A 25,293-nucleotide genomic window follows, 5' to 3' on the forward strand; every position below is an offset into this window, starting at 1 on the left:
GGAACGTTGCATAGAGAAGTTGAAGGGGATACCAAGCAATACAGCGTCGCGAAGATCATGGGGTTATGGGCGTTGGTCGCCGTCCCGATGCTGCTGTTCCGGTTCGCGCTGTTGCCCGCGCTCGTGCCGGTCGTCGACATGCATCCCGGCATCTTGTACTGGATCATGATGATCGTCGGCATGATCTGGCAGTTCGTCCTGTCCGTCATCGTTCTGCGAAGAGAGCTGGGCAAGCTGAGCTGGGAGAAGCTGAAGGAGCGGCTATGGCTGAATCACCCGGTTCATCCCCGCACGTTCCGTCCGTATAAGCTCGTCTATTCCTTCACGATTCCGATTATTTTGTATGCCTTCTTTTTCGAAAGCTCGGGGTTGTTCTCGTTCATCGAAGAAGGGATCAACCGCGCGTTCCCGTTCCTGGCGCCGGAGGATTACACGCTGATCGAGAATTTGGCGGTGCCCGAATTCGTCGGGGCGTGGTACTTGATCGGCATCGCGCTGACGAGCTGCCTGTTCAATTATTTGCTCGGCGAGGAGCTGTTCTTCCGGGGCGTGCTGCTGCCGAAGATGAGAGGCGCGTTCGGGCGGTGGGATTGGGCGATGAACGGCGTGCTGTTCGCGTCCTATCACCTTCACAAGATATCGGAGATTCCCCTGTTCGTCGTCGGTTCGCTGTTCTACGGCTTCCTGAACGCCAAGTACCGCAGCTTCTGGCCGGCGATCATCATTCACGGCGTGGAGTCCATACCGCTGTTGATCGGGGTATCCGCGGTCGTATTGGGCTATATCTAACGGTGATCCAACTTCGAAGAGAGGCGGAGTCCGGTGAAAATAACGGCGGTTCATACGCTCAGCAATACGAAAATGTCGGGGTTGTTGTTCTACGGCATGGCCGGCGCTTACGCGGCCTTGTTGCTTCTGTACGCGATATTGACCGAATTCAAGGATCTCCCCGTCATCGCGTTGCTGATCGGTCTCTACATGATCCGGCATTCGAAATCCGTGTTGAACCATGCGAAGGTTCATCCCGTCGCGGCCGTGTCCCCGATCGTCGAGATCGTCCTCTTGTTCGTCTTGTTCCTGAAGAGCGGGACGGATATCGAGAGCTTCGTCTTCGTCCTCTTCGTGGCAGATCTACTGCTGCACTACAAGACTTGGTACGCGCTGCCTTTCGCCGTCGGCGGGTACGTCGCGTACTTGTCCCTGTGGCCGACGGACGAGAAGGACTTGTGGCGGAACGTCTTCGACTTGCTTAGCTACCTCTGTCTCGTCATCGCGATATGGAGCACGAAGCTGCTGCTGAACCAGCGGGAGATGAGCCTTCGGCTGAACGAAGCGTTGCTGCAGGAAGCGAAGACGAGGGAAGAGTTGGCCGCGTTCAAGGAGCGAACCCGCATCGCGGAGCAAGTGCACGATACGGTAGGCCACACGTTAACGACCGCGATCGTCGCGCTGGAAGGGGCGCAGCTGCTGTTCGACCGCAAGCCGGAGGAAGCGCTGCGCAAGATCATCGTCTCCCGCGAGCAACTGAAGCAGGGATTGGGCAACATCCGTCAGGTCGTTCGGGCGTTGAACGTCAGGGACGGGAACGTGGAAGGGCTTGGCCTCGAAGAGGGAATCCGCAAGCTCGCTAACGACGCGGCGGAGCAGACGGGCGTTCGGTTCCTCTTCCGTTACGAGGCGACGGCCGCGCTCATTCCGCTGCAGGAATACGTCCTGATCAACGCCGTCAAGGAATCGATCACGAACGCGCTGAAGCACGGCAACGCGAGCGTCATCGAGATCGGCGTCTACGACCGGCAGGACACGATTCACATGACGGTGAAGGACGATGGGAAGGGCAGCGACGCGGTGACGTACGGCTTCGGTCTCCGGGCCATGGAAGAGAGAGTCGAAGCGATAGGGGGCCGGCTTAGCATCGCGAGCGAGCCGGACGGCGGGTTCGAGCTGCAAGTCCGCATGCCGGTCGCAAGGGGGGCGGGAGAATGAACGGAGATCGCGCGATCGGCGTCCTGCTCGTGGACGACCAGAAGATCATGCTCGAAGGGCTGGAGACGCTGCTGTCGATCCGGCCGGACGTGACGATCGTCGGGACGGCGCAGAGTGGAGAAGAAGCGCTCGAGCTGCTCCGTACGGTCGTTCCGGACGTCATCCTGATGGACATCCGCATGCCGGGCATGGGCGGCGTCAAGGCGACCGAGGCGATTAAGAAGCGCTACCCGCAGGCTGTCATTCTCATCCTGACGACGTTCGACGACGACGATTATATTATCGAGGCGCTCAGCAACGGCGCCGCGGGTTACTTGCTGAAGGACATCGACGGAGATCGGCTCGTCCAATCGCTGTATGAAGCGTTGTCCGGCAACCTGCTGCTGACGGGCAAGGTGGCCCGCAAGCTTGCGCTGAACATCCGCGACGGCAACGGACGGTTGGATAAGGCGGCGGAAGGCTACTCGCTGACGGCGAGAGAGCTCGACCTGGCCAGATTGCTCGTGGAGGGGTACAACTCCAAGGAAATCGCGGAGAAGCTGTACCTGACCCAAGGAACGGTCAAAAACTACTTGAGCGAAATCTACGCCAAAATCGGAACCAACGACAGAGCCAAAGCGGCGTTGCTGTTACGTAAGCACGTCTAGCCCATACGAAATAGACGCGTCGATACTCGAGGCGGACCTAGCGTCCGCCTCGTATTAATATCTATATACCCGTGAAGAGGAATATAAGCATAATGTTGATCTTAGCCGCTACGGGTTCATTCTTACTTGCCGATCGTATCCAGCAGACTGCCTATATCGGCGAGCGGAACGGCCAATCCGACCTGTCTTGTACCGTTCGCTTCGGAGAGCTCGGCGGTGGCATAGATAACGGCAATCGCCTTGCCTTCCTCGTTGATTACGGGGCTGCCGCTATTGCCTTGATAGATCTGGGTGTCGATCGCCAGCGCAGGCTTGTCTCTGCCCCGGATGGGCACCAGCTCCATCACATGCCCTTCGTTCACGATCTGCGTGAAGTAGAGCGGATTGCCGATGATATAGACGTGTTCCCCCGGCTCCCATTCGCGTCCGACGTCAATGGCGGGCATCTCCCGACCGTCAGCGTCCACCTTCAGCACGGCGATATCGAGTCCTGGATCGGAGCTGGAGAGATTGGCTTTGTACGTCCGATCGGTGCCCGGAAACTTAACCGCGATGTACGCGCCGTCCTCGATCACATGAGCGTTGGTGACGATATAGCCGCCGTTCACATGGAAGCCCGTGCCCTTGCCCTTATCGGTGCTGACGAGCACGACCGCCTCCTTGTAGCCTTGCACGTGTTCGTGAACCGACAGCTCCTTCGACTTGGAGAGGAAGGAGAGCGTCGTAAGATTGTAGATTTGCGGCCAGAACGCCAGCGCGTTGCCGAGCAGCGCCAGAGAGAGCACATAGATGACGATTTTCTTGATTCGTCTGCGCCTAGCTTCCGCCGCTCGCCGCGCTTCCTCATCCTCCTCATTCCACTCCCAATCTTCCGCCTTGGGTTCATATGGCTTCTCGTCCATCCTCATCCCCTCCCCGAATTCTCTACTCTAGTCCCATTATTGTAGCATACAGGAAAGTCGAATAAGGTACCTTGCCCCGCAACAAAAAAATACAACGAGAATGTAAAATAATTAGAATCATCTCGCCAAGCGCGGTTGTTACAATGGAATTAAAAACGGAGGGGATCGCGATGCTACGCGGATTCTGGCTAGGCGACACCATGTACGACGAATCGCTGTTAATGACGGCGGCGGAGAGAGAAGCCGTGGCGGAGGCGTGCCTCTTATTCGAGCCTATCACGATACTCGAGGTGCGAAGCGCAAGGCGCGACTCTGTATACGAGGAAGGACAGGATTGGGTCTTCGAGGACGGCAAGCTGAAGCTTACGCCCGACTCGCGGATTCCGGTCATGACGCTCGAGGAGATGTATCCGCTCGAGCACGAGGAAGGCAAGACGATGCCGAAGCTTGGAGGCGGGTATGTCCTCTATCGCGAAGGCTCGTACTTGCACGACAGGCAGATCGTCGTCACTTATACGCACGCGCAGGACGCCTGGCAGGGACCGAAGCCGCGCTACGCGGGCGAATCGCTGCGGCGGACGCTGGCCAAGCTGCGCCAAGGCGAGCCGCTTCGCATCGTTGCGTACGGCGATAGCATCACGGTCGGCGCGAACGCGAGCGGATGGTCCGGAGCTCCGCCGTATTCGCCGATCTGGCCGGAGCAGTTGCAGCTACTATTGGAAGCGCATTATCGGACTTCGATCTCTCTCACCAATCGATCGCTAGGCGGCGCGGATTCCAAGTGGGGGGCGGACAACGCGGCCGAAGCGGCCTCCGAACGTCCCGATCTCGCGCTGATCGCGTTCGGCATGAACGACGGCGCGGGCGAAGGCGTCGACCCGGACGTCTACGAGGCCAACATACGCGCGATCGTCGAGAGCTTCCGCCGCGCGAATCCTCTCGTCGAATGCATTCTGGTCGGCACGACGCTCGCGAATCCGGAGACGTTCTTCCTGAACCGGCAGCCGGAGTACATGCCGTGCCTCGAGAGGATCGCGGCGGAACGCGAAGGGACGGCGGCGGCCGACATGACGGGCGTGCATCGCGAGCTGCTGCGCGGGAAGAGATTCGCCGATATGACGGGCAACCATATCAACCATCCGAACGATTATCTCTCGCGATGCTATGCGCAATTCGTAGCGGGCATGCTGATAGAATCGGAATGAAGAAGGAGGACGCCAAGTGATGAAGCGCCGCAATCTGCTATCGATCGGACTGTATCCGAAGATCGTGCTCGTCTTCATGGCGGCCATCGTTCCGATTCTCGTCATCGGATCCTTGCTCGTCGTGAACGGCGAGAAGGCGATCCGTCGCGAGATCAACAATTCGCTCTCCTCGCGGGTGCACTTCTACGTCGCCGAGCTGAACACGACGCTGGAGCACATCGTGAGCTTGAAGCGGGAGTACGTATTCGATCCGGACATCCAGCGGTTCAGCACGTTGTCCCCGATCATGAGCGATTACGACAGGCGCCAAGAGGTGCTCGCCATCCAGAAGAAGATGCGCACGCTGAAGTCTTCCAACGCCTATATCGAAGACGTGGGTCTGTTCCTCGTATCGGAGAACAAGATCATCTATTCGGATAGGATCACGTACGACATCTCCGCCGAGGAGAAGGGGATTCATGCCTTGCTGAACCGCCATTCCGCGCCGATCGTCGTATGGAAGGACAAGCTCGTGCTGGCGGAGCGGTTCCCGACGGGCATTTACGAGGACGACTTGCCGGCCTATTGGATCGAGATCGTGCTGAACAAGCAGAAGATCGAGACCGCGCTGTCGCAGATGCTGACGGAAGCGGGCGGCAACGCGATTCTGACGGACCGCGAGTCGACCTGGACGCTATTGGGCGACAAGACGGGCGACTGGCGCGAACGCCGGTCGGCGACGGCGATCACGACGGGAAGCCAAGATGCCGGTCAATCCGGCCTGACGTTCGGCGGTCGCGACTATATCGCGGCCTTCGAGCGGGCGCCGTCGATGGACATCGTCCTGACGCTTTACATGCCCGAGGAAGTCGTGCTGAAGCCGATCGCCGGCTACCAGATTTGGTTCCGGATTCTGATCGCGACGGCCATCGTCATCCTGCTGTCATTCGCCTATTGGATCTACCTCTTCCTGCAGCGGCCGTTGCAGCGGCTCGTCCGGGCGTTCCGCAAAGTAAGCGAAGGCTCGTTCGACGTTCAACTCCGATCGCGCAGCCGCGACGAGATCGATTACTTCTACGAGCAATTCAACAAGATGGTCAGCACGATCCAATCGCTCATCCACGACGTGTACGAGCAGAGCATCCGGTCGCAATCCGCGGAGCTGAAGCATTTGCAGGCGCAGATCAACCCGCATTTTCTGTACAACACGTATTACCGTCTTCACCGGATGGTCCAGGACGAGGACTACGACAACATCAAGGCTTACGCTCGCCTGCTGGGCGATTATCTGAAGTACATTACGAGGAACGCGCAAGAGGAAGCGACGCTGCGCTCGGAAGTCGAGCACGCGAGGACGTACGCGGAAATCTTGAAGACGAGGTTCCGCGACAAGCTCACGATCGAATGGGAGCCGCTTCCGCCGGCATGGGACAACGCGCTCATCCCCCGGTTGATTGTCCAACCGATCGTCGAGAACGCTTTTATCCACGGGCTGGAGGAGCTGGACGGGCATGGCGTGCTTCGATTCCGGGCGTCCGAATACGAGGGAGGGCTCTCTCTCGTCGTCGAGGACAACGGAGATAGCCTGACGGACGAAGAACTGGCCGAGCTGGCGCGATCGTTGGATTCGCAGTCGGACTTCAAGGAGACGACGGGAGTGCTGAACGTGCATCGCCGATTGCGATTGAAGTTCGGGACGGAATCCGGCTTGCGCGTCTCCCGCAGCGAGCTCGGGGGACTGCGCGTGGACATTCGGCTGCATGAGAAGGAAGGTGACGCGAGATGAACCGAATGCTCATCGTCGATAACGAAGATTACGTCGTGGACGGCTTGCTCGAAGTGTTCCGGCAGCTGTCCCATCTGGAGATCGAAGCGATCGGAGCCTATTCGGCCAAGGAAGCGTTGGATTGGCTGAAGCGCGCGAAGATCGACATCATCGTCAGCGACATCCGCATGCCCGGCATGGACGGGTTGACGCTGCAGAAGGAAATCGTCCGCCATTGGCCCAATTGCAAGGTCATCTTCCTCTCGGGCTTCAACGACTTCGAATACGCTCAGCAAGCCATTCGAGGCGGCGCCCTCGATTACGTCCTGAAGACGGACGGCGACGAGAGGCTCGTCGAGGCGGTAGAGAAGGCCGTCGCGCTGCTGCGCGACGAGATCGAGCTCGAGGCGTTGATCGTCAAGTCGAAGCATCAGATGAAGCTCGCTTCCGAGACGCTGCAGCTGGAGTTCGTCCGCCAGCTTCTGTACGGAGAACGGATCGGAGAGACCGAGCTCGGCCGCCAGTTCGCCAATCTGCATATCGCCCTCCAGCCGGGCATGCCCGTGCTGGCGATCGTCGGACGGGTGGACGAATGGACGGAAGGCATCGGGTATTACGACCGGCTGCTGCTGCTCTATTCGATCCGCAATATCGCGGGAGAATACTTGAACGCGACGGTGAACCAGCTATCGATCCCGATCGACCGGTATCACGTCGTCTGGATCATTCAGCCGGCGGGCTTGCATCCGGCGAGTCCCGAGAGAGTCCGGGACGACACGTGGACGATGATGACCCGGTTCGTACAGGGGACGTTCGAGCTCATCCAAAGCGCGTGCAAAGACTTGATCAAGCTCGATCTGTCCGTCGTCATGGCGGAGGCGGCCGTCGGCTGGCAGGAGCTCGGGAGCAAATTCGTCTCGCTGAAGGAGGGGCTGGCGTCGGGACTCGGCGCGGGCAGGCAACTGCTCATGATCGATCAGCCGGCCGTCCGGGACGAAGGCCGCGGCAAGCTCGTCGACGCGACGGCGGCGATCGGCGGCTTGACGTCGTTGCTCGAGAACCATCAGCGAGAGCCGTTCTTCGAAGCGTTCGACGAGCTCATCGCCGATACGGACGCCGAACGGCTCGAGAAGCATTATTACATGGTATCCGCGCTGCTCCTTTCCTTCCATCGCAGAGAGATGCTGCTGGCCGGCACGGGCGAAGGCTGGGACATGGCTCGCCTGATCCGGCCGGACCTGAGGCAATCCGCCGGAGACGCGGCGCGCTACTTGAGGCAATGCTGCGAATCGGTGTTCGATTACCGCGACCGGTCGCGCGGAGAGAGCGAGGACGAGCTGATCGGAGGAGTGAAGCGTATCGTCGCCGGCAACTTGGCGGGCGAGCTGTCTCTGACGGGAATCGCGGAGAGCGTCGGCCATAACGCCTCGTACCTCTCGCGGCTATTCAAGCAGAAGACCGGCGTCGGCGTCGCCGAATACATCGCGGACTGCCGCATTCGGCTCGCGAAGGAGCTGTTGTCCGATTCCGGCATGCGCATTCAGGACATTTCGACGGCGGCGGGGTTCGCTTCGGTGCAATATTTTTACCGCGTATTCAAGAAGAGCGTCGGCATGACGCCGCAGGAGTGGCGGGACGCGACCGGTTGACCGGCCGTCTCGCGATTCGTGCAACGCGCCGTCGGCAAAGTGCAATCGCGCCCGTTGGAAGTGCAACGGAATGCGAACCCGTGCAAGCAAAAACATGCAACGAAAAGTCAATTGTTTGGAATAGAGGCGCATCTCCCGGCGTTGCTATACTCGGATTGCACCACGATCAGGCTCACCACAACCACTCGAGGGGGAATATCGATGATCGGAAAGAAAAGATGGGCGGCGCTCTTGTCGGTCGCGCTGACGGCGACGACGCTCGCGGCGTGCAGCGGTGGCAATGACGATAACGCGGCGAATACGGGCGGTTCCGCGAGCAAGGGCGCGACCGAATCGGCGGGCGCCGTTGAGAGCAAGGGCGCGGAAGCCGGCGGAGACGGCAACCCGTTCGGCAAGTTCGACCCGCAGATTACGATGTCGTCCGTCATGGGAACGGCGGGATGGGCGACTTTCCCGGAGGGAGAGACGTGGGACAACGACAACCGCTGGATGAAGCTGATCCGGGAGACGCTCGGCATTCAGATCAAATGGGACTGGCTCGTCGACTCCACTCAATACGACAACAAGATGAACGTCTCGATCGCTTCCGGCGACATTCCGGAGCTGATGATGGTGTCCAAGAAACAGCTGAACCAGCTCGTCGACGCGGACATGGTCGAAGACTTGACCGGCGCGTTCGATCAGTACGCGATGCCGTATCTGAAGCAGCAAGTGTCCGAGGCGCTCGCGCCGGCCCAGCAGATGGCGACGTACGACGGCAAGCTGATGGCGCTGCCGCAATACGGCGGAGATCCGCGCGACTCGCTCGTGACGCTGTACGTGCGGTCCGACTGGCTGGATAAGCTGCAGCTGCAAGCGCCGAAGACGATCGACGAGCTCGTCCAAGTGGCGGACGCCTTCGTGAAGCGCGATCCGGACGGCAACGGCAAGCCGGATACGCTCGGCCTCGGCATTCTGAGCGCGACGGCGGGCGGCGGTTCCATGGGCGGCTTCCTGAACGGCTACCACGCGTATCCGGATATTTGGGTAGACGACGGCGCGGGCAAGCTGTCTTACGGCAGCACGACGCCGGAGATGAAGTCGGCGCTCGGCAGACTGCAGCAGATGTACAAGGACGGACTGATCGATCGCGAGTTCGGCACGAAGGATTACAACCGGCTGAAGGAAGACGTCGTCTCCGGCAAGCTCGGCATTTTCTACGGCACGATCTCGGAATCGGCGCTTATCGCCGCCGACCTTATCAAGAAGGATCCCAACGCTTCGTGGATCGCGCTGCCGTTGCCTTCGATCGACGGCACGCCGGCCAAGCCGAGCGTAGGCGTCTCCGTCGGCGGATTCTTCGTCGTCAAGAAAGGCTACGAGCATCCGGAAGCCGCGGTCAAGCTGATGAACCTGTTCATCCAGAAGGTATACGGCGAAGACGAAGTCGGCACGAACGGCGACAACAAAACCTACGCATGGGTCGATAACGCGAAATACGCCATGCACATTCTGTCTCCGGTCGTCGGCTATATCAAGGACTACAACTACCGTCTCGTTCGCGACGCGCTCGCGGCGAACGATCCGTCGGGCTTGAACGAGAGCCTCAAGGCGACATACGAACTCGTGCAATCGACGGACGGCTCCGATCCGGAGAAGTGGCAGCAATGGTGGATCCACCAGCCGGCGGTCAGCCCGTTCGAAGTGCGCGACCAATATCAGCTGAAGCAGGACGGCGTCGTCATCGACAAGTACTTCGGCGGCTCCACGAAGACGATGGACGAGAAGATGTCCACGCTCGTCACGATGCAGAACGAGACGTTCGTCAAGATCATCATGGACTCGGCGCCGCTCGACGACTTCGACAGCTACGTCGCCAACTGGAAGAAGCTCGGCGGAGACCAGATCACCCAAGAAGTGAACGAGTGGTACGCCGCGAATCGTTAATCGGATCGATTCTATATTCGACTAGGGCAGGGCGCTTCGGCGCCCCTCCCCGGTTGCCGGAGGTGACGGCGTTGTGATTCCAGCCAGATGGAAACGAGAGAGCGTCAACCATATCATGCTGCTCCCTGGCGTACTGTTCCTGCTCGTCTTCTGTTACGTGCCGATGCTCGGCATTATTATCGCGTTCCAGAAATATTATCCGACCAAAGGGTTTCTCGACTCCGAATGGGTCGGCTTGGATAACTTCCGCTATATCTTCGATCTGCCCAGCTTCGGCCGGGTACTGTGGAACACCGTGTTCATCGCTACCGCCAAAATCGTGCTCAACCTCGTCATCCCGATTCTGACCGCGTTGCTGCTGAACGAGGTCAAGAACATGGCGTTCAAACGGTCGGTCCAGACGATGATCTACTTGCCTTATTTCCTGTCTTGGGTCATTCTCGCCGGCATCATGATGGACGTCTTGTCCCTCAAGGGCCTCGTGAACCAGTTCATCGAAGCGCTCGGCATGAAGGCGATCTTCTTCCTCGGCGATAACGCCTGGTTTCCATGGACGCTGATTCTCTCGGATACGTGGAAACAATTCGGCTTCGATACGATTATTTTCCTCGCGGCGCTGACCGGCATTAACCCGACGCTGTACGAGGCGGCCGTCATCGACGGGGCCAGCCGCTGGAAGCAGACGCTGCACATCACGCTGCCCGGCATCATGCCGATCATCGTGCTCATGACGACGTTGAGCCTCGGCAACGTGCTGAACGCCGGCTTCGACCAAGTATTCAACCTGTACAGCGCTCCCGTGCTCGAGAGCGGCGACATCATCGATACGATGATCTACCGGATCGGGCTGCAGGATTATCAATTCAGCGTATCCGCGGCGCTCGGCTTGTTCAAGTCGCTGATCGCGTTCGTGCTCGTATCGGTCTCGTACGGTCTCGCGTACCGGTTCGCCAACTACAGAATCTTCTGATCGGAGGTGCTTGCGCATGTTGAAGTCGACCTCCTGGGGCGGTCTCGGCATCAGAGCGGGCATATACGCAGTGCTGGCCGTGCTCGCGGCGCTCTGCATCCTGCCCGTCGTTCACGTGCTCGCGTTGTCGTTAAGCTCGAAAATCGAAGTGGCGGCGGGTAGCGTCACGTTCTGGCCGCGGGAGTTCACTTGGGCTTCGTACGATTATGTCGCTTCCCAAGGCCGGTTCTTCCAATCGATGGGCATTACGCTCGAACGGGTCGTTATCGGCACCGCGCTCAATCTAGCTTTAACGCTGTTATGCGCCTATCCGCTCGCGAAGGAAAGCCGGGACTTCCGGTTCCGCACCGCGTACGTCTGGTACTTCGTGTTCACCATCCTGTTCGGCGGCGGACTCATCCCTTGGTATCTGACGATCAAAAACCTGGATCTCCTCAATTCGATCTGGGCGCTCGTGCTGCCCGGCGCGGTGCCGGTGTTCAACGTCGTGCTGCTGCTTAACTTCTTCCGCCGGCTGCCGAAGGAGCTCGGCGAATCGGCCCGCATCGACGGGGCCGGAGACTGGCGCATCCTGTTCAGCCTCTACATTCCGCTGTCGACGCCGGCGCTCGCGACGATCGCGCTGTTCACCGTCGTCGGCCACTGGAACTCTTGGTTCGACGGCTTGCTTCTTATGAACAATCCGGACAGATACCCGCTCTCGAGCTACTTGCAGACGGTCATCACGCTGCCGGACTTGTCCAAGTTCACCGATCCGGAGACGGCAAGGCTGTACAACCAAATCTCGGACCGGACGACGCGCGCGGCGCAAGTATTCGTAGGCATGCTGCCGATCTTGCTCGTGTATCCTTTCTTGCAGCGGTTTTTCATTCACGGCATCGTGCTTGGAAGCGTCAAAGAATAAATCCGAATGGAGGCTATGACGATGAAACCGAAGTATTCCGTAATTCTATCGAACGTAGGCAGCTGTTCCGACCGGTACGTAACCGGGGGGTACGCGGAGCCGTTCACGATCGCGCAGCTGTTCGAGCGCGTATCGCGCATCCCGCAGGCGACGGGCGTCGAGCTGGTCGGCACGTGGCACGTGACGGACAACAACGTGAAGGAATTGAAGGGGTATCTGGACGCCTACGGCTTGCAGCTCGTCTCTATCATTCCGGACCACTTCGGACAGATGAAGTGGAAGCAAGGCAGCTTCGCGGCCAAGGACGCGGACGTTCGCCGGCAAGCGGTCGCGCACACGAAGGAGATGATCGACGCGGCGGTCGAGCTCGGCGGGAACCTGATCTCGCTGTGGCCCGGGCAGGACGGCTACGATTACTTGTTCCAAGCCGACTACATCCAAGAACGAGATTGGTTCGCGGAAGGCGTCAAGGAAGTGTGCAAGTATCGTCCGGACGTGAAGATCAGCCTCGAGTACAAGCCGAAGGAGCCGCGCACGCACTCCTATCTGAGCACGGTCGCTTCATCGTTGCTCATCGCGCAGGAAGTCGGCACGGACAACGTCGGGGTGACGATCGATTTCGGCCATGCGCTCAACGCTTACGAGACGCCGGCGGAGTCGGTCGCATTGCTTAAGAAATACGGGAACAAGCTGTTCCACGTCCATATGAACGACAATTACCGCCATTGGGACGACGACATGATCGTCGGCAGCGTGCATACGATCGAGACGCTGGAGTTCTTCTACTGGCTTCGCCGCACGGGATACGACGGCTGGCTCTCGATCGACCAATACCCGTACCGGGAAGACGGACTCGACGCGGTGCGCGAAGGCGTGAACGCGATGGAGGCGTTCGTTGGCGTTCTCGATTCGATTCCGGACGGGGAGATCGAGGCGCTCATTCGTAGCGGCGACTCTCCGTCGATCGCCGCCTATATGCGCCGGTTGCTGTTATCCGTTCCCGGCGTCGCCCGTTAAGGAGGGTTAAGAGGATGCTAGCGATCGATAGATTAACGGTAGACGGCGCGGAACGCCCGCTCGGCATCGATCAAGCGTCGCCGGCTTTCGGCTGGCGGCTGACCGACGGCGGCAGCGGGAAGCGCGGGCTGGCGCAGTCCGCGTACCGCATCCTCGTCGCGTCAGGCTTGGAAGCGCTTAACGCGGACAACGGGGATTGCTGGGACAGCGGCATCGTGCGGAGCGGGGAATCGCAGCACGCGGCGTACGGCGGCGTTCCGTTTCGCTCCGGCGTTCGGTACGTCTGGAAGGCGAAAATATGGGATCAAGACGGCAACGATTGCGGCTGGAGCGAGGCGAGCGCGTTCGAGACGGGACTGATGGAGGAGTCGGACTGGCGCGCGGGATGGATCTCCGACCCGGCTCGGCCCGTTCCCGAGCCCGAGCCGGACCGGTTGGCCGGCGTCGCCGTCGTCTGGGACGGGGAGACGGCGTCGGCGGGGGATGGGGCATCGTCGGCTAAGCGGTGGTTCCGACTGACGCTTCGGTTGCCGGAAGGGACGCCGTCTTCCGCCAAGCTGGAGACGTACGCGGCCGACGCGCTGCACCTGTACGTCAACGGTCAAGACGAAGGACTATATTATCCGTATATGCAAGCCGTAACGCTCGATATCGCGGATTTGATCGTATCCGGCGGCACGCTGACGATCGCCGGCTGTTCCGACGGGGAGCGGCAGGGCTTCGTCGCCGCGCTGGCGATCGATTATCCGGACGGCGCGTCGTATCGCGCGACGACGGACGACCCGGCGTGGAAGACGACGGACAGGGAAGCGCCCGGTTGGACGTCTCCCGGCTTCGACGACGGCGCATGGCGGCCGGCGAGCCGGATCGGCGTATTCGGTGAAGGAGACTGGACCGGATATAAGCGCATTCTGTACCCGGTGAACCGGGGCTACGGACCGTGTCCCCGGTTCGCCACGACCGTCCACGTTGCCGCTCCCGTCGCGCGAGCGCGACTGTACGCGTCCGCGCTCGGCGTCTACCGGGCCTGCGTGAACGGCGAGCCGGTCGGATCGGACGCGCTTGCGCCCGGGTGGACGGATTACCGCATCCGCATTCCGTATCAGACGTACGACGTGACCGCGTTGCTGCGCGAAGGGGATAACGACCTGGCGGGGACCGTCGGACCCGGCTGGTACGCCGGCCATCTCGGCATCTGCGGGCCGTACCATTACGGCTCGTCCGTCGCCTTCAAGGCGCAGCTTCATATCGAATACGCGGACGGCCGGACGGAGACGATCGCGACGAACGCGGATTGGCGCGCGTCCGACAGTTCCGTTCTCTCCTCCGACATCTATATGGGGGAGACGGTCGACGCGCGAATCAAGCCGTCGGAAGCCGCATGGCGGCGAGCGCAAGCGCACGAAGCCGCGCCGGGCGGACGAATGGTTGCCCAGCTCGGCCCGCCGATCAAGCCGATGCTCGAGCTAGAGCCGAAGGAGATCCGGCGTATCGACGACGATACGCAGCTGATCGACATGGGCCAGAACATGACCGGCTGGATCCGGCTCGGCGTGCGCGCGGAGGCCGGTACCCGGATCGTCGTCCGGCACGCGGAGCGACTGACGCCGGAAGGGCGGTTGTACCGCGACAACCTGAGAACGGCGAAGCAGATCGACGTCTACGTCGCCGGCGGCGGGCAAGCGGAGACGTTCGAGCCTTCGTTCACCTATCACGGCTTCCAATACGTCGAGATCGAAGGGTATCCCGGCGATCTGACCGCGGCCGACGTCCGAGGCATCGTCATTCATACGGCGCTGGAAGACGCCGGGCGGCTGGCGACGTCGGATCCGCTCGTGAACCGTCTGGTCGACAACATCCGTTGGAGCCAACGCGGCAACTTCATGGGCATCGCCCTCGACTGCCCGCAGCGGGACGAGCGGCTCGGTTGGACCGGGGACGCGCACATGTTCTCGAGAACGGCGACGTACAACATGGCCAGCGCTCCGTTCTACCGCAAGTGGCTCGTCGACATTCGCGACGCGCAAGGCGAAGACGGGGCGTTCCCCGACGTCGCTCCGTTCGTCGAGCACTTCGGCCGAGGCCACGTGTTCTTCGCGGACGGAGGCGTCATCATGCCGTGGACGATGTACAAAGTGTACGGAGACCGGCGGTTCGTAGAGGACAATTACGACGCGATGCGGCGCTACGTCGACTATCTTGTCGGAGACAGCGACGAGCGGCTCGTGCGGCGGACGGAAAGCTTCGGCGATCATCTGTCGAACGGGGCGGACACGTCGCGTCCGATCATGAACCTGTTCTTGTTCGCGTACAGCGTCTCCCTCATGACGGAGATGGCCGGCGTAATGAACGACGAAGCGGGAGCGGCGCGCTACCGGACGTTGTTCGAGACGTTGCGGCGGACGTTCGCGGAGCGGCACTTGGACGCCGAGGGCAAGATCGCGGACGGCTCGCAGACCGCCTACGTATTGGCGCTTAAGATCGGCCTGCTGTCCGAGGAAGGCCGCGCCATTGCGAAGCGCGAGCTCGTCAACGATATCGCGGCGCGAGGCGAACGGCTGACGACCGGCTTCATGGGCGCGGCCTACGTGCTGCCGATGCTGTCCGAGCTCGGCGAGCACGAGCTGGCGGCGCGGCTGCTGCTGCGGCGCGAGTATCCGTCTTGGCTGTATCCCGTGACCCAAGGCGCGACGACGATCTGGGAGCGCTGGGACGGATGGACGGAAGAGAAGGGATTCCAAGATCCGGAGATGAACTCGTTCAACCATTTCGCCCTCGGTGCGGTCGGAGAATGGATGTACCGCTACTTGGCCGGCATCGATATTCCGGAAGGCGAATACGGCTTCCGGAGAGTGAAGCTGAAGCCGTTGCCGGCGGAAGGGTTGACGTCGGTGAGCGCCGCGTACGATTCGGAATACGGCACGATCGCGAGCGAGTGGACGACAGTCGACGGCGGATTGACGCTGACGGTCGAAGTGCCTCCGAACGTCGTCGCGGATATCGAAGTGCCGGCCGGGGCGGGCGATACCGTTGAGATTGACGGCAGTACGATTGACGTGGACACGGACGCGGGCGCGGCCGGCGACGGCTGGCTGTTCGTCGGCAGAAGCGAGCGCGCGGCGTCGTTCGCGGCGGGCTCCGGTCGCTATACGTTCCGCGTTCGATCGCACGAACATACACCGCAGAGAGAATCGTAAGGAGGATTCGAGATGGCCGACAGAGGCGCGCAGCAAGCCGGAACCTGGATCTGGTATCCCGGCGATTACGAAGTATGGCTTCATCAGAAAGCGTCCGTATTAAGGCAATACAGAGGATACATCTGTCCTCCGTCCTGGCGGCTCGACGCCGCGTATACGAGCGTGAAGTTCCGCAGGGCGTACGAGCTGGCGGAGCCCGCGGAGCTGACGTTGTCCGTTCAGGGCGAGTTCGTGCTGCTGCTGGACGACGATATGACGCCGCTCCGCTACAAGCGCGGGCCGGTTACGTCCGTCAAGCTGCCCGCGGGCAAGCATACGTTATCGATTAACGTCTATAACGATCGCGAGATTCCGGCGCTGTTCGCATCCGGAGCCGGGTACGATTCCGGCGACGGCTGGGAAGTGACGGCGCTCAACGGCAAGTGGGTGCCGGTCGCGAGCTGGACGTTCGATAGGATCGATCGTCCGCCCGGCGCGTTCCCGTTCGCTTACGAGGCTCAAGACCCGGTATCCGTCGGGCTTCGCGGCGAAGCGCTTATCGCGGACTTCGGACGGGAAACGTTCGGATACGTGGAATTCGTCGGCGTGCAAGGCGAGGGCGACATTCATCTGTATTACGGCGAATCGCTAGAGGAAGCGCTCGCGGGCGAGCTCGCGGAGACGTTCGACGTCGTGCGCTCCGACGGGTCGGCATCGACGATCCGCACGCCGGTTACCCGCGCGTTCCGGTTCATCCAATTGAAGGCCGAGGGCGACGTCCGATGGGACGGCGTCAAGCATCATTACGAGTACTTGCCGATGCCGGAGCGAGGCGCCTTCCGCAGCTCGGACGACCGGATGAACGAGATTTGGACCTTGTCGGCGCATACGCTGCAGCTCAACATGCGGGAGTTTCTGTACGACGGCATGAAGCGGGACCGCTGGGTATGGAGCGGGGACGCCAATCTCGGCTTCCTGATCAACAATTACAGCTATTATGAGCAAGACGTGACGAAGAGGACGCTCGTCGCGCTGAGAGGCAAGAATCCGGTCGAGATCCATATCAACACGATCATGGATTACACGTTCTACTGGTTCTTGAGCTGCTATGACTATTACTTGTACACCGGAGACTTGACGTTCGTCCGCTCCCAGTACGCGAACATGCTGAGCCTGATGACGTTCTGCCTCGGCCGGCGCAACGAAGAAGGCATGATGGAAGGCTATCCGGAGGATTGGGTGTTCGTCGATTGGGCGCCGATGGAGCGCCGGGGCGCGCTGGCCGCCGAGCAGATGCTGCTGTGCCGGAGCATGGAGACGGTCGCGTTCTTCGCGGGCGCCCTGGGCGACGCGGACAACGAAGCCAAGTTCGCCAAGCTGTCGGGCGAGCTTCGCGAGCGCATCTTCGGCGAATTCTGGGACGAAGCCCAAGGCGGCTTCATCCACGGCAAGCTGGACGGCGAGCCGTTGAGGGACTTGCTGAAGTACCCGAACTTGTTCGGCGTGCGCTTCGGCTACTTGGACGAGGCGAGTCGGGACCGCGTGAAGTCGGGGGTGCTGATGAATGCGTCCGTTCAGAAAATCATCACCCCGTTCATGCGATTCTTCGAGCTCGAGGCGCTCTGCGATCTCGGCGAGACTCCGCACGTGCTGCGGGAAATCCGTTCGTACTGGGGCGGCATGATCGACCTCGGAGCGACGTCGTTCTGGGAGGAATACGATCCGGAGCTGCCGCCGGAGCTGCAATACGACATGTACGGCGACAAGTTCCGGAAGAACCTGTGCCACGCGTGGGGCGCGGCGCCGATCTATCTGATCGGCAAATACGTGCTCGGCGTGCGGCCGACCGAACCGGGATACGCGCGATACCGCGTCGAGCCGCAGCTCGGCGAGCTGGAATGGATCGACGGGAAGGTGCCGACGCCGAATGGAGATATTTCGGTCTATCGGGATGCCGGCGTCATTCGCGTAACGACGTGCTCGGCAGGCAGGGGCGTGCTGGCGTTCGGCTCAGAGGAGCACCCGCAAGCCACGCGCGGCGAGGTCGTCTCGTTAGGCGACGGCCGGTACGAGCTATCGCTCGACGAACCGAATCAATGCTATGAGGTAACGTACGGGTAAACGCGATTCGATCGAAGCGCAGTCCGCGAGGACTGCGTTTTTTTTGCAGCTATCGCTTGACGGCGACGAAAGGATTGGATAATATTAGTTCTGTACTGATCGGTACGGAAGGTTGGTGAGTCCGTTGGTAAGACCGCGCGAATTCGACGAACGGCTGGCGTTGGCCGCCGCGATGCAGGTATTCTGGGAGCGAGGCTACGAGGCGACGTCCATGAGCGACCTGACCGACCGGATGGGCATTCAGCGGCCGAGCCTGTACGCGGCGTTCGGCGGGAAGAAGGAGCTGTTCGAAGCCGCCTTGAAGGCGTACGCGCAGCTGAGTCTCGATTACGTCGACCGCAAGCTTCGGGCCGGACCTACGGCGAAGGAAGCGATTCGGGCGTACGTTCAGGGCATCGTGGACGGACCGGCCGGCAACAACCCGGATTACGGCTGCCTGTGCGTGAACACGATGGTCGAGCTCGGGCCGCACGAACCGAACTTCGCGACCATTACCGACGATTTCCGGATCAAGCTGACGGAGCTGTTCCGGCGCACGATCGAGGACGGCATACGGAACGGCGAATTGCCGAACCGGCTGAACGCCGCGCCGATCGCCCGACTGCTGACCGTCGCCGCGATCGGACTGTCCGTCACGATGAAGACGAAGCCCGACCGATCGCAGGTAGAGCATGCCGCAGCGGATGTCCTTACTCTTCTGGAGTAAGTTTTTTTTCAACATTATGTACCGTATGGTACAAAACAAGGGAGACAAATCGTATGGAGAAGAAGATCGCGTTGGTTACGGGGGCTAACAAAGGAATCGGCAAGGAAATCGCTCGCCAGTTGGGCCGCCAAGGCATGGACGTATTGGTGGGGGCGCGCACGCTGGACAAAGCCGAGAAGGCGGCCGCGGAGCTGCGAACGGAAGGGATTCGCGCCGTTCCGGTCGAACTGGACGTGACCGACGCCGGCCATATCCGGGCGGTCGCGGATCGCATCGCGTCTGCGTACGGCAGATTGGACGTGCTCGTGAACAATGCGGGCACTTACTTGGATCACGAGGGAAGAGACGTCGACGTCATGCGCCGCGCGTTCGAAGTGAATACGTTCGGGCCGTACGCCTTGACCGTCGCGCTGCTCGACTTGCTGAAGGCCAGCCCCGGAGGACGCATCGTGAACCAGTCGAGCATATTGGGCTCGATGTCGACGATTCTGAACGATGCCATGTACGGGGCGGCTTCCGCGCCGGCGTACACCGCGTCCAAGGCCGCGCTGAACGCCTGGACGGCGCAGCTTGCCGTCGAGCTTCGCGGCACGAAGGTCAAGGCGAACGCCTGCCACCCGGGATGGGTGAAGACGGATATGGGCGGCCCGGGCGCGATCATGGAGATCGAGGACGGCGCGAGCACCGCCGTACGGTTGGCGACGCTGCCAGCCGACGGTCCGTCCGGCGGCTTCTATCATCAGTCGGAAACGTTGCCTTGGTAATCGAAGAACTCATGAATACCGTACCGCCGGAAGGTCGAACAACGACCTTTCTGCGGTTTTTTGCGCGTTCCGCGCGTAATTCGAGCAAACCTCCGAAGTCTCGCCAAAGGAGCCCGTGCGCCAAGCGGCGAATGGCTACTCGTCAGAGACATAATGTATCTATAATGATTCATATTGTATCGTTGGCGGGTGAGGGAATCGGAGGAGGAGATGAGTTCCGCATGCGAACGTCAAGGGATGGAGCAAGAGGATTCATAGACTTGAAAGGGTGGATGAGGCGCCTGCTTCTGTCGTGGCTCGTCGTATCGCTGGCGCTGTCGGCGGCGCCGGGCACATCGTTCGCGGTATCGAACGGGACCGCGGACGGCACGTACGATTTCGGCGGCGCCGTAGGCCCGGATATCGACGGGTACAAGAAGGTCGGAGACAAGTTCCTCGTGCAGACAGGATTCGCCCAGAGCGGCACGAGCCTAATCGCCGCGAGCCATTCGGATCCGGAAGTGAACGGTTATCTGGATATCGTAGCGGAAGGAACGACGTTGAACCGGGCGTTCACGTTCAAGGATCTGGGCTTCAGCGTCACGGACAACAGCGGCATCGTCATGGATTTCATCTACGTGACCTTGTTCGACGAGAACGGCGCGCAGATCGCGACGCTTAATAACTTCATGGACGGCAACGCGACGACCAAGACGATGGGCACGGGCACGATACAGCTCTCGAGCTGGCTGAACAAGGGCGGCATTACCCCTTACAACTACGCCGGAGTATCCAAGATCAGAATTTTATGGACGTTCGATAACAAAGTCGTGCCATCCAAGCTTAGAATCGACAACATCACGATCGCGAACGTCACGGGCGGTTATCCCGTCGCGTATAACGGCAACGGGAATACATCCGGCAACGCCCCGTCGACCGGCTACGTGACGATAGGCAAGACCGGTACGGCCAAGGGCGCCGACACGCTAGCCAAGACCGGGCATACGTTCGGCGGATGGAATAGGAACGCGGCGGGGACCGGCGTCAATTACGATGCGGGCGCGCCGTTGACGGGAGTTACGTCCGGTACGACGCTATATGCGAAGTGGGTACCCGTTCCGACTTATAAAGTCGTCTATAACGGCAACGGCAATACGAGCGGTAGCGCGCCGACTGACGCCGCTAGCTATGCGCCGGGCACATCGGCAACGGTACAAGGCAGCGGAACGCTGGCGCGGACCGGGTATTCCTTCGCCGGGTGGAATACGGCTGCGAACGGGAGCGGACCTACGAATTACGCTGCCGGAGCGTCGCTGACGATGCCGGCGGCGAACGTGACGCTATATGCGAAGTGGAGCCTGATTCCGACCTATAAGGTGACTTACGACGGCAACGGCTCGGATAGCGGAACGGTGCCGGTCGACGGCGGCTCGTATGCGGCGGGCGCGTCGGCGACGGTACAAGGCAGCGGAACGCTGGCGCGGACCGGGTATTCCTTCGACGGATGGAATACGGCGGCCGACGGAAGCGGGCCTACGAATTACGCGGCCGGAGCGTCGTTGGCGATGCCGGCGTCGAACGTGACGCTATACGCGAAGTGGAGTCTGATTCCGAAGTATACGGTCGCCTACGACGGCAACGGATCCGATAGCGGAACGGTGCCGGTCGATGGCGGCTCATACGTGGCGGGAGCTTCGGCAACCGTGCAAGGGGTTGGGACGCTGGCCAAAACCGGCCATACGTTTGCCGGATGGAATACGGCGGCAGACGGAAGCGGACCGACGGATTACGCGGCCGGAGCGTCGCTGGCGATGCCGGCGTCGAACGTGACGTTATACGCGAAGTGGAGTCTGATTCCGACGTATACGGTCGCCTACGACGGCAACGGCTCGGATAGCGGAACCGTGCCGGTCGACGGAGGCTCGTACTTATCGGGCGCATCCGCAACCGTGCAAGGAAGCGATACGTTGGCGAGGGCCGGGTATTCCTTCGCCGGATGGAATACGGCGGCAGACGGAAGCGGACCGACGGATTACGCGGCCGGAGCGTCGTTGGCGATGCCGGCGTCGAACGTGACGTTATACGCGAAGTGGATCCTGATTCCGACGTATACGGTCACGTACGATGGCAACGGGAACACGGGCGGCACCGTGCCGGCGGACGGCGGTTCTTACGTAACCGGCGCTTCCGCGACCGTGCTCGGACCGGCAACGTTAGCGAAGCCCGGTTACTCGTTCAAGGGCTGGAACGCGAAAGCGGACGGTACCGGAACCGGGTACGCGGCCGGAGCGGCGCTGACGATGCCGGCGGAGAACGTGACGCTGTACGCGCAATGGGCATGGATCGACGTGCCGGTCTTCGTGCATACGGCCAAAGTCATCGCGGGGGATGATCCGACGTTGTCGCGGACGATATTCATCGGTCGCAATATCGATTCGGACGGCACGGAGCGGGAAACGGCTACGCTGGACGCGACGACCGCAAGCCAAATCGTCGATCTCGCCAAGGCGAACGGCAAGTCGACGGTTCGGGTCGTATTCGACGGCTTCATGAGCCAATCGACGGACGAAACGACGGTCATCGTGCCTCAAGCATCGGTGCAACTGCTCAAGCAAGGCTTCGGCTTGGAAATCGCGACGCGATCGGCGACGTTGACGCTGTCCGAAGCGTCGATCAAGGGGTTGCCGGACGCGGACGCGCGCTTCAAGCTCATTCGGCACGCGGATGAGCCGGAGGCGAAGATCGCGAACCGGATCACGCTCGAGTCGGGAGATGCCGACGTTCCGATCGAATTGCTGATTCCGCTGAAGACGACGGGCTTGCCGTCCGATCCGTCGGCTCTGAAGACGTTACTGGCTTCTTTACGCTCGAGCGCGGCCGGAGCGGACGGGACGATCGAGCGGATCGCCGGGCAGATCGTAACGGATTCCGAAGGTCGCCCGGTCGGGTATAAGGCGAATGGACGTACCGGTCCAGCCGTTACGTATACGATCGTCTCCTGGCAAGCGCCGTTCGTCGCCGCTCTCATGAGAGGTTATCCGGACGGCACGTTCCGTCCGGATCGCAAGCTTACGCGCGCGGAGATCGCGGCGCTACTGTATCCGTTGCTCGAGGCTGACGGGACGAAGAAGGCGCCGGTAGTTTCGTTCCCGGATGTCTCCTCTACGCATTGGGCGGCCAAGGCGATATCGTCGGTCGGCGGCGCGGGCTTCATGACGGGGGATGCCGACGGGAAGTTCCGTCCCGACGACTACGTCAGCAGGGCGGAAGCGGCCTCGATCATCGCCAAGTGGAGCGGTCTGACGCTCGACGGAGCGCGGGCTCCGTTCAAGGATACGGCCGGACACCCGGCCGAGGCCAGCATCGCGGCGGTCGCCCGGCAAGGGTATATGATCGGAAGAGGCGACGGCAAGTTCGTTCCTGACAGTCCGATCACGAGGGCGGAAGCGGCTGCGTTGTTCAACCGGGCAACGGGCAGAAAGCCGCCGACGGAACGGGAACCGATCTGGTCGGACGTGCCGAGAAGGCATTGGGCGTTGCCCAATATCGCGGGCGCGACGGGCGTCGGCATCGATCCGCCTCCCGGGGATTGAATAGGTTGTTGGCGATAACGGCGCGGGGGATCGAACTCCCGTGCCGTTTTTTTTGTCATCCCCGTTCATATTCAGTTCATAGACGGGGTTTAGTATCCGTAATGTGATCAGCACAATTGGGAGGAATCGATATGGGATATTCGCGCAAATTCGAGCCGAATAACGGAGATTGGGCCGTCGAAGCGCAAGGGCTCGTGAAATTGTTCGGCGATAACCGCGCGGTGGACGGCGTGGATTTGCAAGTGAAGGCGGGTTCGATCTACGGCGTGCTCGGTCCGAACGGGGCGGGCAAGACGACGACGATTCGCATGTTGGCGACGCTGCTTCGAGCGGATTCCGGATCGGCGCGGATTTTCGGCCACGACGTGATCAAGGAATCGCAAATCGTACGGCAATTGATCGGGGTAACCGGCCAATACGCGTCGGTCGACGAGTCGCTCAGCGCGACCGAGAACCTTATTATCTTCTCGCGGTTGCTCGGTCTCGGCCGCTCGGAATCGAAGCGCAAGGCGGAGGAGCTACTCGAGGAATTCGGACTGACGGAAGCCGCCAAGAGGCCGCTCAAGAACTTCTCCGGGGGCATGCGCCGCCGGCTCGACCTCGCCGCGAGCCTCATCGCGCAGCCGCCGCTCATCTTCCTCGACGAACCGACGACCGGGCTCGATCCGCGGACGCGTTCTCAGATGTGGGATACGATCCGCAGGCTCGTGAAGACGGGCTCGACGGTCGTTCTGACGACGCAATACCTCGACGAAGCGGATCAACTCGCCGACCGGATCGCGGTCATCGACCGCGGGCATGTCGTCGCCGAAGGCACCGTGGACGAATTGAAGGCGTCGGTCGGCAATTCTTCGCTGCATCTCAGAGTCGAAGATCCGGGCACGATCGAGGAAGCCCGCAGGACGATCGAGCAGGTGCTGAACGTTCCGTCCAGCATCACGTCCGAAGCGCGCAAGATCACGGCGCCGATGGCCGATGCCGACCTCGTGACCGATCTGCTCATCGCGCTGCGCGCGAAAGGGATTCACTTGGCGGAGATGAGCGTGCAGAAGCCGACGCTCGACGAAGTGTTCCTGACGATTACGGGGCACGGCGCGGAGGAAGACGCGAAACCGTCCCATGAATCGAAACAACCGGAGGTGGCAAGAGTATGAGAAGCACGACCGCAATCCGTCCCGGAGCCAAGCTGAAAAACCATACGAGCTTAGGCCAGACGATCCGGAACTCCCTCACGATGGCTTATCGGGGATTGCTCAAAATCAAGCGTACGCCCGAGCAGTTGTTCGACGTCACGCTGCAGCCGATTATTTTCACGCTGATGTTCACTTATATTTTCGGCGGGGCGATCTCGGGCGACGTTCAAAGCTACTTGCCGGTCATTATCCCCGGCATTCTCGTGCAGACCGTCATCGGAACTTCGATCGTCACCGGCGTTCAGCTCAGGGAAGACATGGACAAGGGAGTATTCGACCGGTTCAAGTCGCTGCCGATCGCGCGCATCGCGCCGCTTGCCGGGGCATTGCTGGCGGATACGGTCCGCTATACGATCGCGACGGTGCTGACGTTCGTCATGGGTTACATTATGGGTTATCGTCCCGAAGGCGGTATCGGTTACGTCGCTCTCGCCGCTCTGCTCGTCATCGCCTGCTCCTGGGCGGTCAGCTGGATCTTCGCTTTCTTCGGCGTCATCGCCCGTACCGCTTCGAGCGTGCAAGGAATCTCGATGCTCGTGCTGTTCCCGCTCACGTTCCTGTCGAACGCGTTCGTGCCCGTCGAGACGATGCCGAAGTGGCTGCAATGGTTCGTTAACATCAATCCGATCTCGCATCTCGTCAGCGCCGTCCGCGACTTGACGAACAGCGGAACGGTCGGTCAGGATCTCGGCATCTCGCTCATCGGAGCGGCCGTCATCGTGGCGATCTTCGCGCCGATCACCGTTCGCGCGTACATGCGCCGGACGTAACACGAATGCGACCGACCAACACGCCTAACAAGGCGTGTTTT

18 protein-coding genes are annotated in these 25,293 nt (G+C 60.9%); 17 read left to right on the plus strand and 1 reads right to left on the minus strand.

The window, feature by feature from the left end; translation table 11 throughout:
* Window positions 1–6 precede the first annotated feature (6 nt).
* Genes ACFQZG_RS18565 through ACFQZG_RS18575 form a run of 3 tightly spaced genes read left to right on the plus strand, consistent with a single transcriptional unit; the run spans window position 7 to window position 2,633 of the window.
* On the plus strand, window positions 7–789 hold the full coding sequence (locus ACFQZG_RS18565) for a CPBP family intramembrane glutamic endopeptidase (RefSeq protein ID WP_378155171.1): 783 nt from the start codon (window positions 7–9) through the stop codon (window positions 787–789).
* Between the two features lie 33 nt (window positions 790–822).
* Window positions 823–1,986 carry a sensor histidine kinase gene (locus ACFQZG_RS18570; RefSeq protein WP_378155173.1) on the plus strand — a complete coding sequence of 388 codons (1,164 nt, stop codon included), beginning with the start codon at window positions 823–825 and terminating at the stop codon, window positions 1,984–1,986.
* Window positions 1,983–2,633: a response regulator gene (locus ACFQZG_RS18575; protein ID WP_378155175.1), complete on the plus strand. Its 651-nt coding sequence runs from the start codon at window positions 1,983–1,985 to the stop codon at window positions 2,631–2,633. Before ACFQZG_RS18570 ends, ACFQZG_RS18575 begins: the two co-directional genes overlap by 4 nt.
* A 122-nt stretch (window positions 2,634–2,755) precedes the next feature.
* On the opposite strand, the gene ACFQZG_RS18580 is transcribed toward ACFQZG_RS18575, so the two are convergent.
* A complete protein-coding gene (locus tag ACFQZG_RS18580; RefSeq protein WP_378155177.1) occupies window positions 2,756–3,535 on the minus strand; it encodes a S1 family peptidase in 780 nt (259 codons plus the stop codon).
* Window positions 3,536–3,705: 170 nt separating this feature from the next.
* Between ACFQZG_RS18580 and ACFQZG_RS18585 the strand changes: the two genes are divergently transcribed.
* From ACFQZG_RS18585 to ACFQZG_RS18650, 14 genes are all read left to right on the plus strand, one after another.
* Complete coding sequence (locus ACFQZG_RS18585; protein ID WP_378155179.1) at window positions 3,706–4,740, plus strand: SGNH/GDSL hydrolase family protein; 1,035 nt, start codon at window positions 3,706–3,708, stop codon at window positions 4,738–4,740.
* 19 nt (window positions 4,741–4,759) lie between these two features.
* Window positions 4,760–6,505 carry a sensor histidine kinase gene (locus tag ACFQZG_RS18590; protein ID WP_378155181.1) on the plus strand — a complete coding sequence of 582 codons (1,746 nt, stop codon included), beginning with the start codon at window positions 4,760–4,762 and terminating at the stop codon, window positions 6,503–6,505.
* Window positions 6,502–8,133 (plus strand): response regulator, encoded by a 1,632-nt coding sequence (locus ACFQZG_RS18595; protein WP_378155183.1) that lies wholly within the window; start codon window positions 6,502–6,504, stop codon window positions 8,131–8,133. Before ACFQZG_RS18590 ends, ACFQZG_RS18595 begins: the two co-directional genes overlap by 4 nt.
* A 201-nt stretch (window positions 8,134–8,334) precedes the next feature.
* A complete protein-coding gene (locus tag ACFQZG_RS18600) occupies window positions 8,335–10,059 on the plus strand; it encodes an extracellular solute-binding protein (RefSeq protein ID WP_378155185.1) in 1,725 nt (574 codons plus the stop codon).
* Window positions 10,060–10,132: 73 nt separating this feature from the next.
* Entirely contained in the window at window positions 10,133–11,029 is an 897-nt protein-coding gene (locus ACFQZG_RS18605; protein ID WP_378155187.1) for an ABC transporter permease, read from the plus strand.
* 16 nt (window positions 11,030–11,045) lie between these two features.
* Window positions 11,046–11,933: a carbohydrate ABC transporter permease gene (locus ACFQZG_RS18610; RefSeq protein WP_378155189.1), complete on the plus strand. Its 888-nt coding sequence runs from the start codon at window positions 11,046–11,048 to the stop codon at window positions 11,931–11,933.
* 21 nt (window positions 11,934–11,954) lie between these two features.
* Window positions 11,955–12,950: a sugar phosphate isomerase/epimerase family protein gene (locus ACFQZG_RS18615; protein WP_378155191.1), complete on the plus strand. Its 996-nt coding sequence runs from the start codon at window positions 11,955–11,957 to the stop codon at window positions 12,948–12,950.
* Between the two features lie 14 nt (window positions 12,951–12,964).
* Window positions 12,965–16,147, plus strand: coding sequence for a family 78 glycoside hydrolase catalytic domain (locus ACFQZG_RS18620; RefSeq protein ID WP_378155193.1), 3,183 nt, complete (start codon window positions 12,965–12,967; stop codon window positions 16,145–16,147).
* 12 nt (window positions 16,148–16,159) lie between these two features.
* Window positions 16,160–18,247 (plus strand): alpha-L-rhamnosidase-related protein, encoded by a 2,088-nt coding sequence (locus ACFQZG_RS18625; protein WP_378155195.1) that lies wholly within the window; start codon window positions 16,160–16,162, stop codon window positions 18,245–18,247.
* A gap of 115 nt (window positions 18,248–18,362) precedes the next feature.
* On the plus strand, window positions 18,363–18,953 hold the full coding sequence (locus ACFQZG_RS18630) for a TetR/AcrR family transcriptional regulator (RefSeq protein ID WP_378155197.1): 591 nt from the start codon (window positions 18,363–18,365) through the stop codon (window positions 18,951–18,953).
* Window positions 18,954–19,006: 53 nt separating this feature from the next.
* Entirely contained in the window at window positions 19,007–19,717 is a 711-nt protein-coding gene (locus ACFQZG_RS18635; protein WP_378155199.1) for an SDR family oxidoreductase, read from the plus strand.
* Between the two features lie 260 nt (window positions 19,718–19,977).
* On the plus strand, window positions 19,978–23,289 hold the full coding sequence (locus tag ACFQZG_RS18640) for an InlB B-repeat-containing protein (RefSeq protein WP_378155201.1): 3,312 nt from the start codon (window positions 19,978–19,980) through the stop codon (window positions 23,287–23,289).
* Between the two features lie 131 nt (window positions 23,290–23,420).
* Window positions 23,421–24,443, plus strand: a complete 1,023-nt coding sequence (locus ACFQZG_RS18645) for an ATP-binding cassette domain-containing protein (protein ID WP_378155203.1) — start codon at window positions 23,421–23,423, stop codon at window positions 24,441–24,443.
* Window positions 24,440–25,252, plus strand: coding sequence for an ABC transporter permease (locus ACFQZG_RS18650; RefSeq protein ID WP_378155205.1), 813 nt, complete (start codon window positions 24,440–24,442; stop codon window positions 25,250–25,252). Before ACFQZG_RS18645 ends, ACFQZG_RS18650 begins: the two co-directional genes overlap by 4 nt.
* The last annotated feature ends 41 nt before the right edge of the window (window positions 25,253–25,293 follow it).

Source organism: Cohnella sp. GCM10027633 (assembly GCF_042675445.1).
In the GTDB taxonomy this organism is placed as follows: Bacteria; Bacillota; Bacilli; order Paenibacillales; family Paenibacillaceae; genus Cohnella.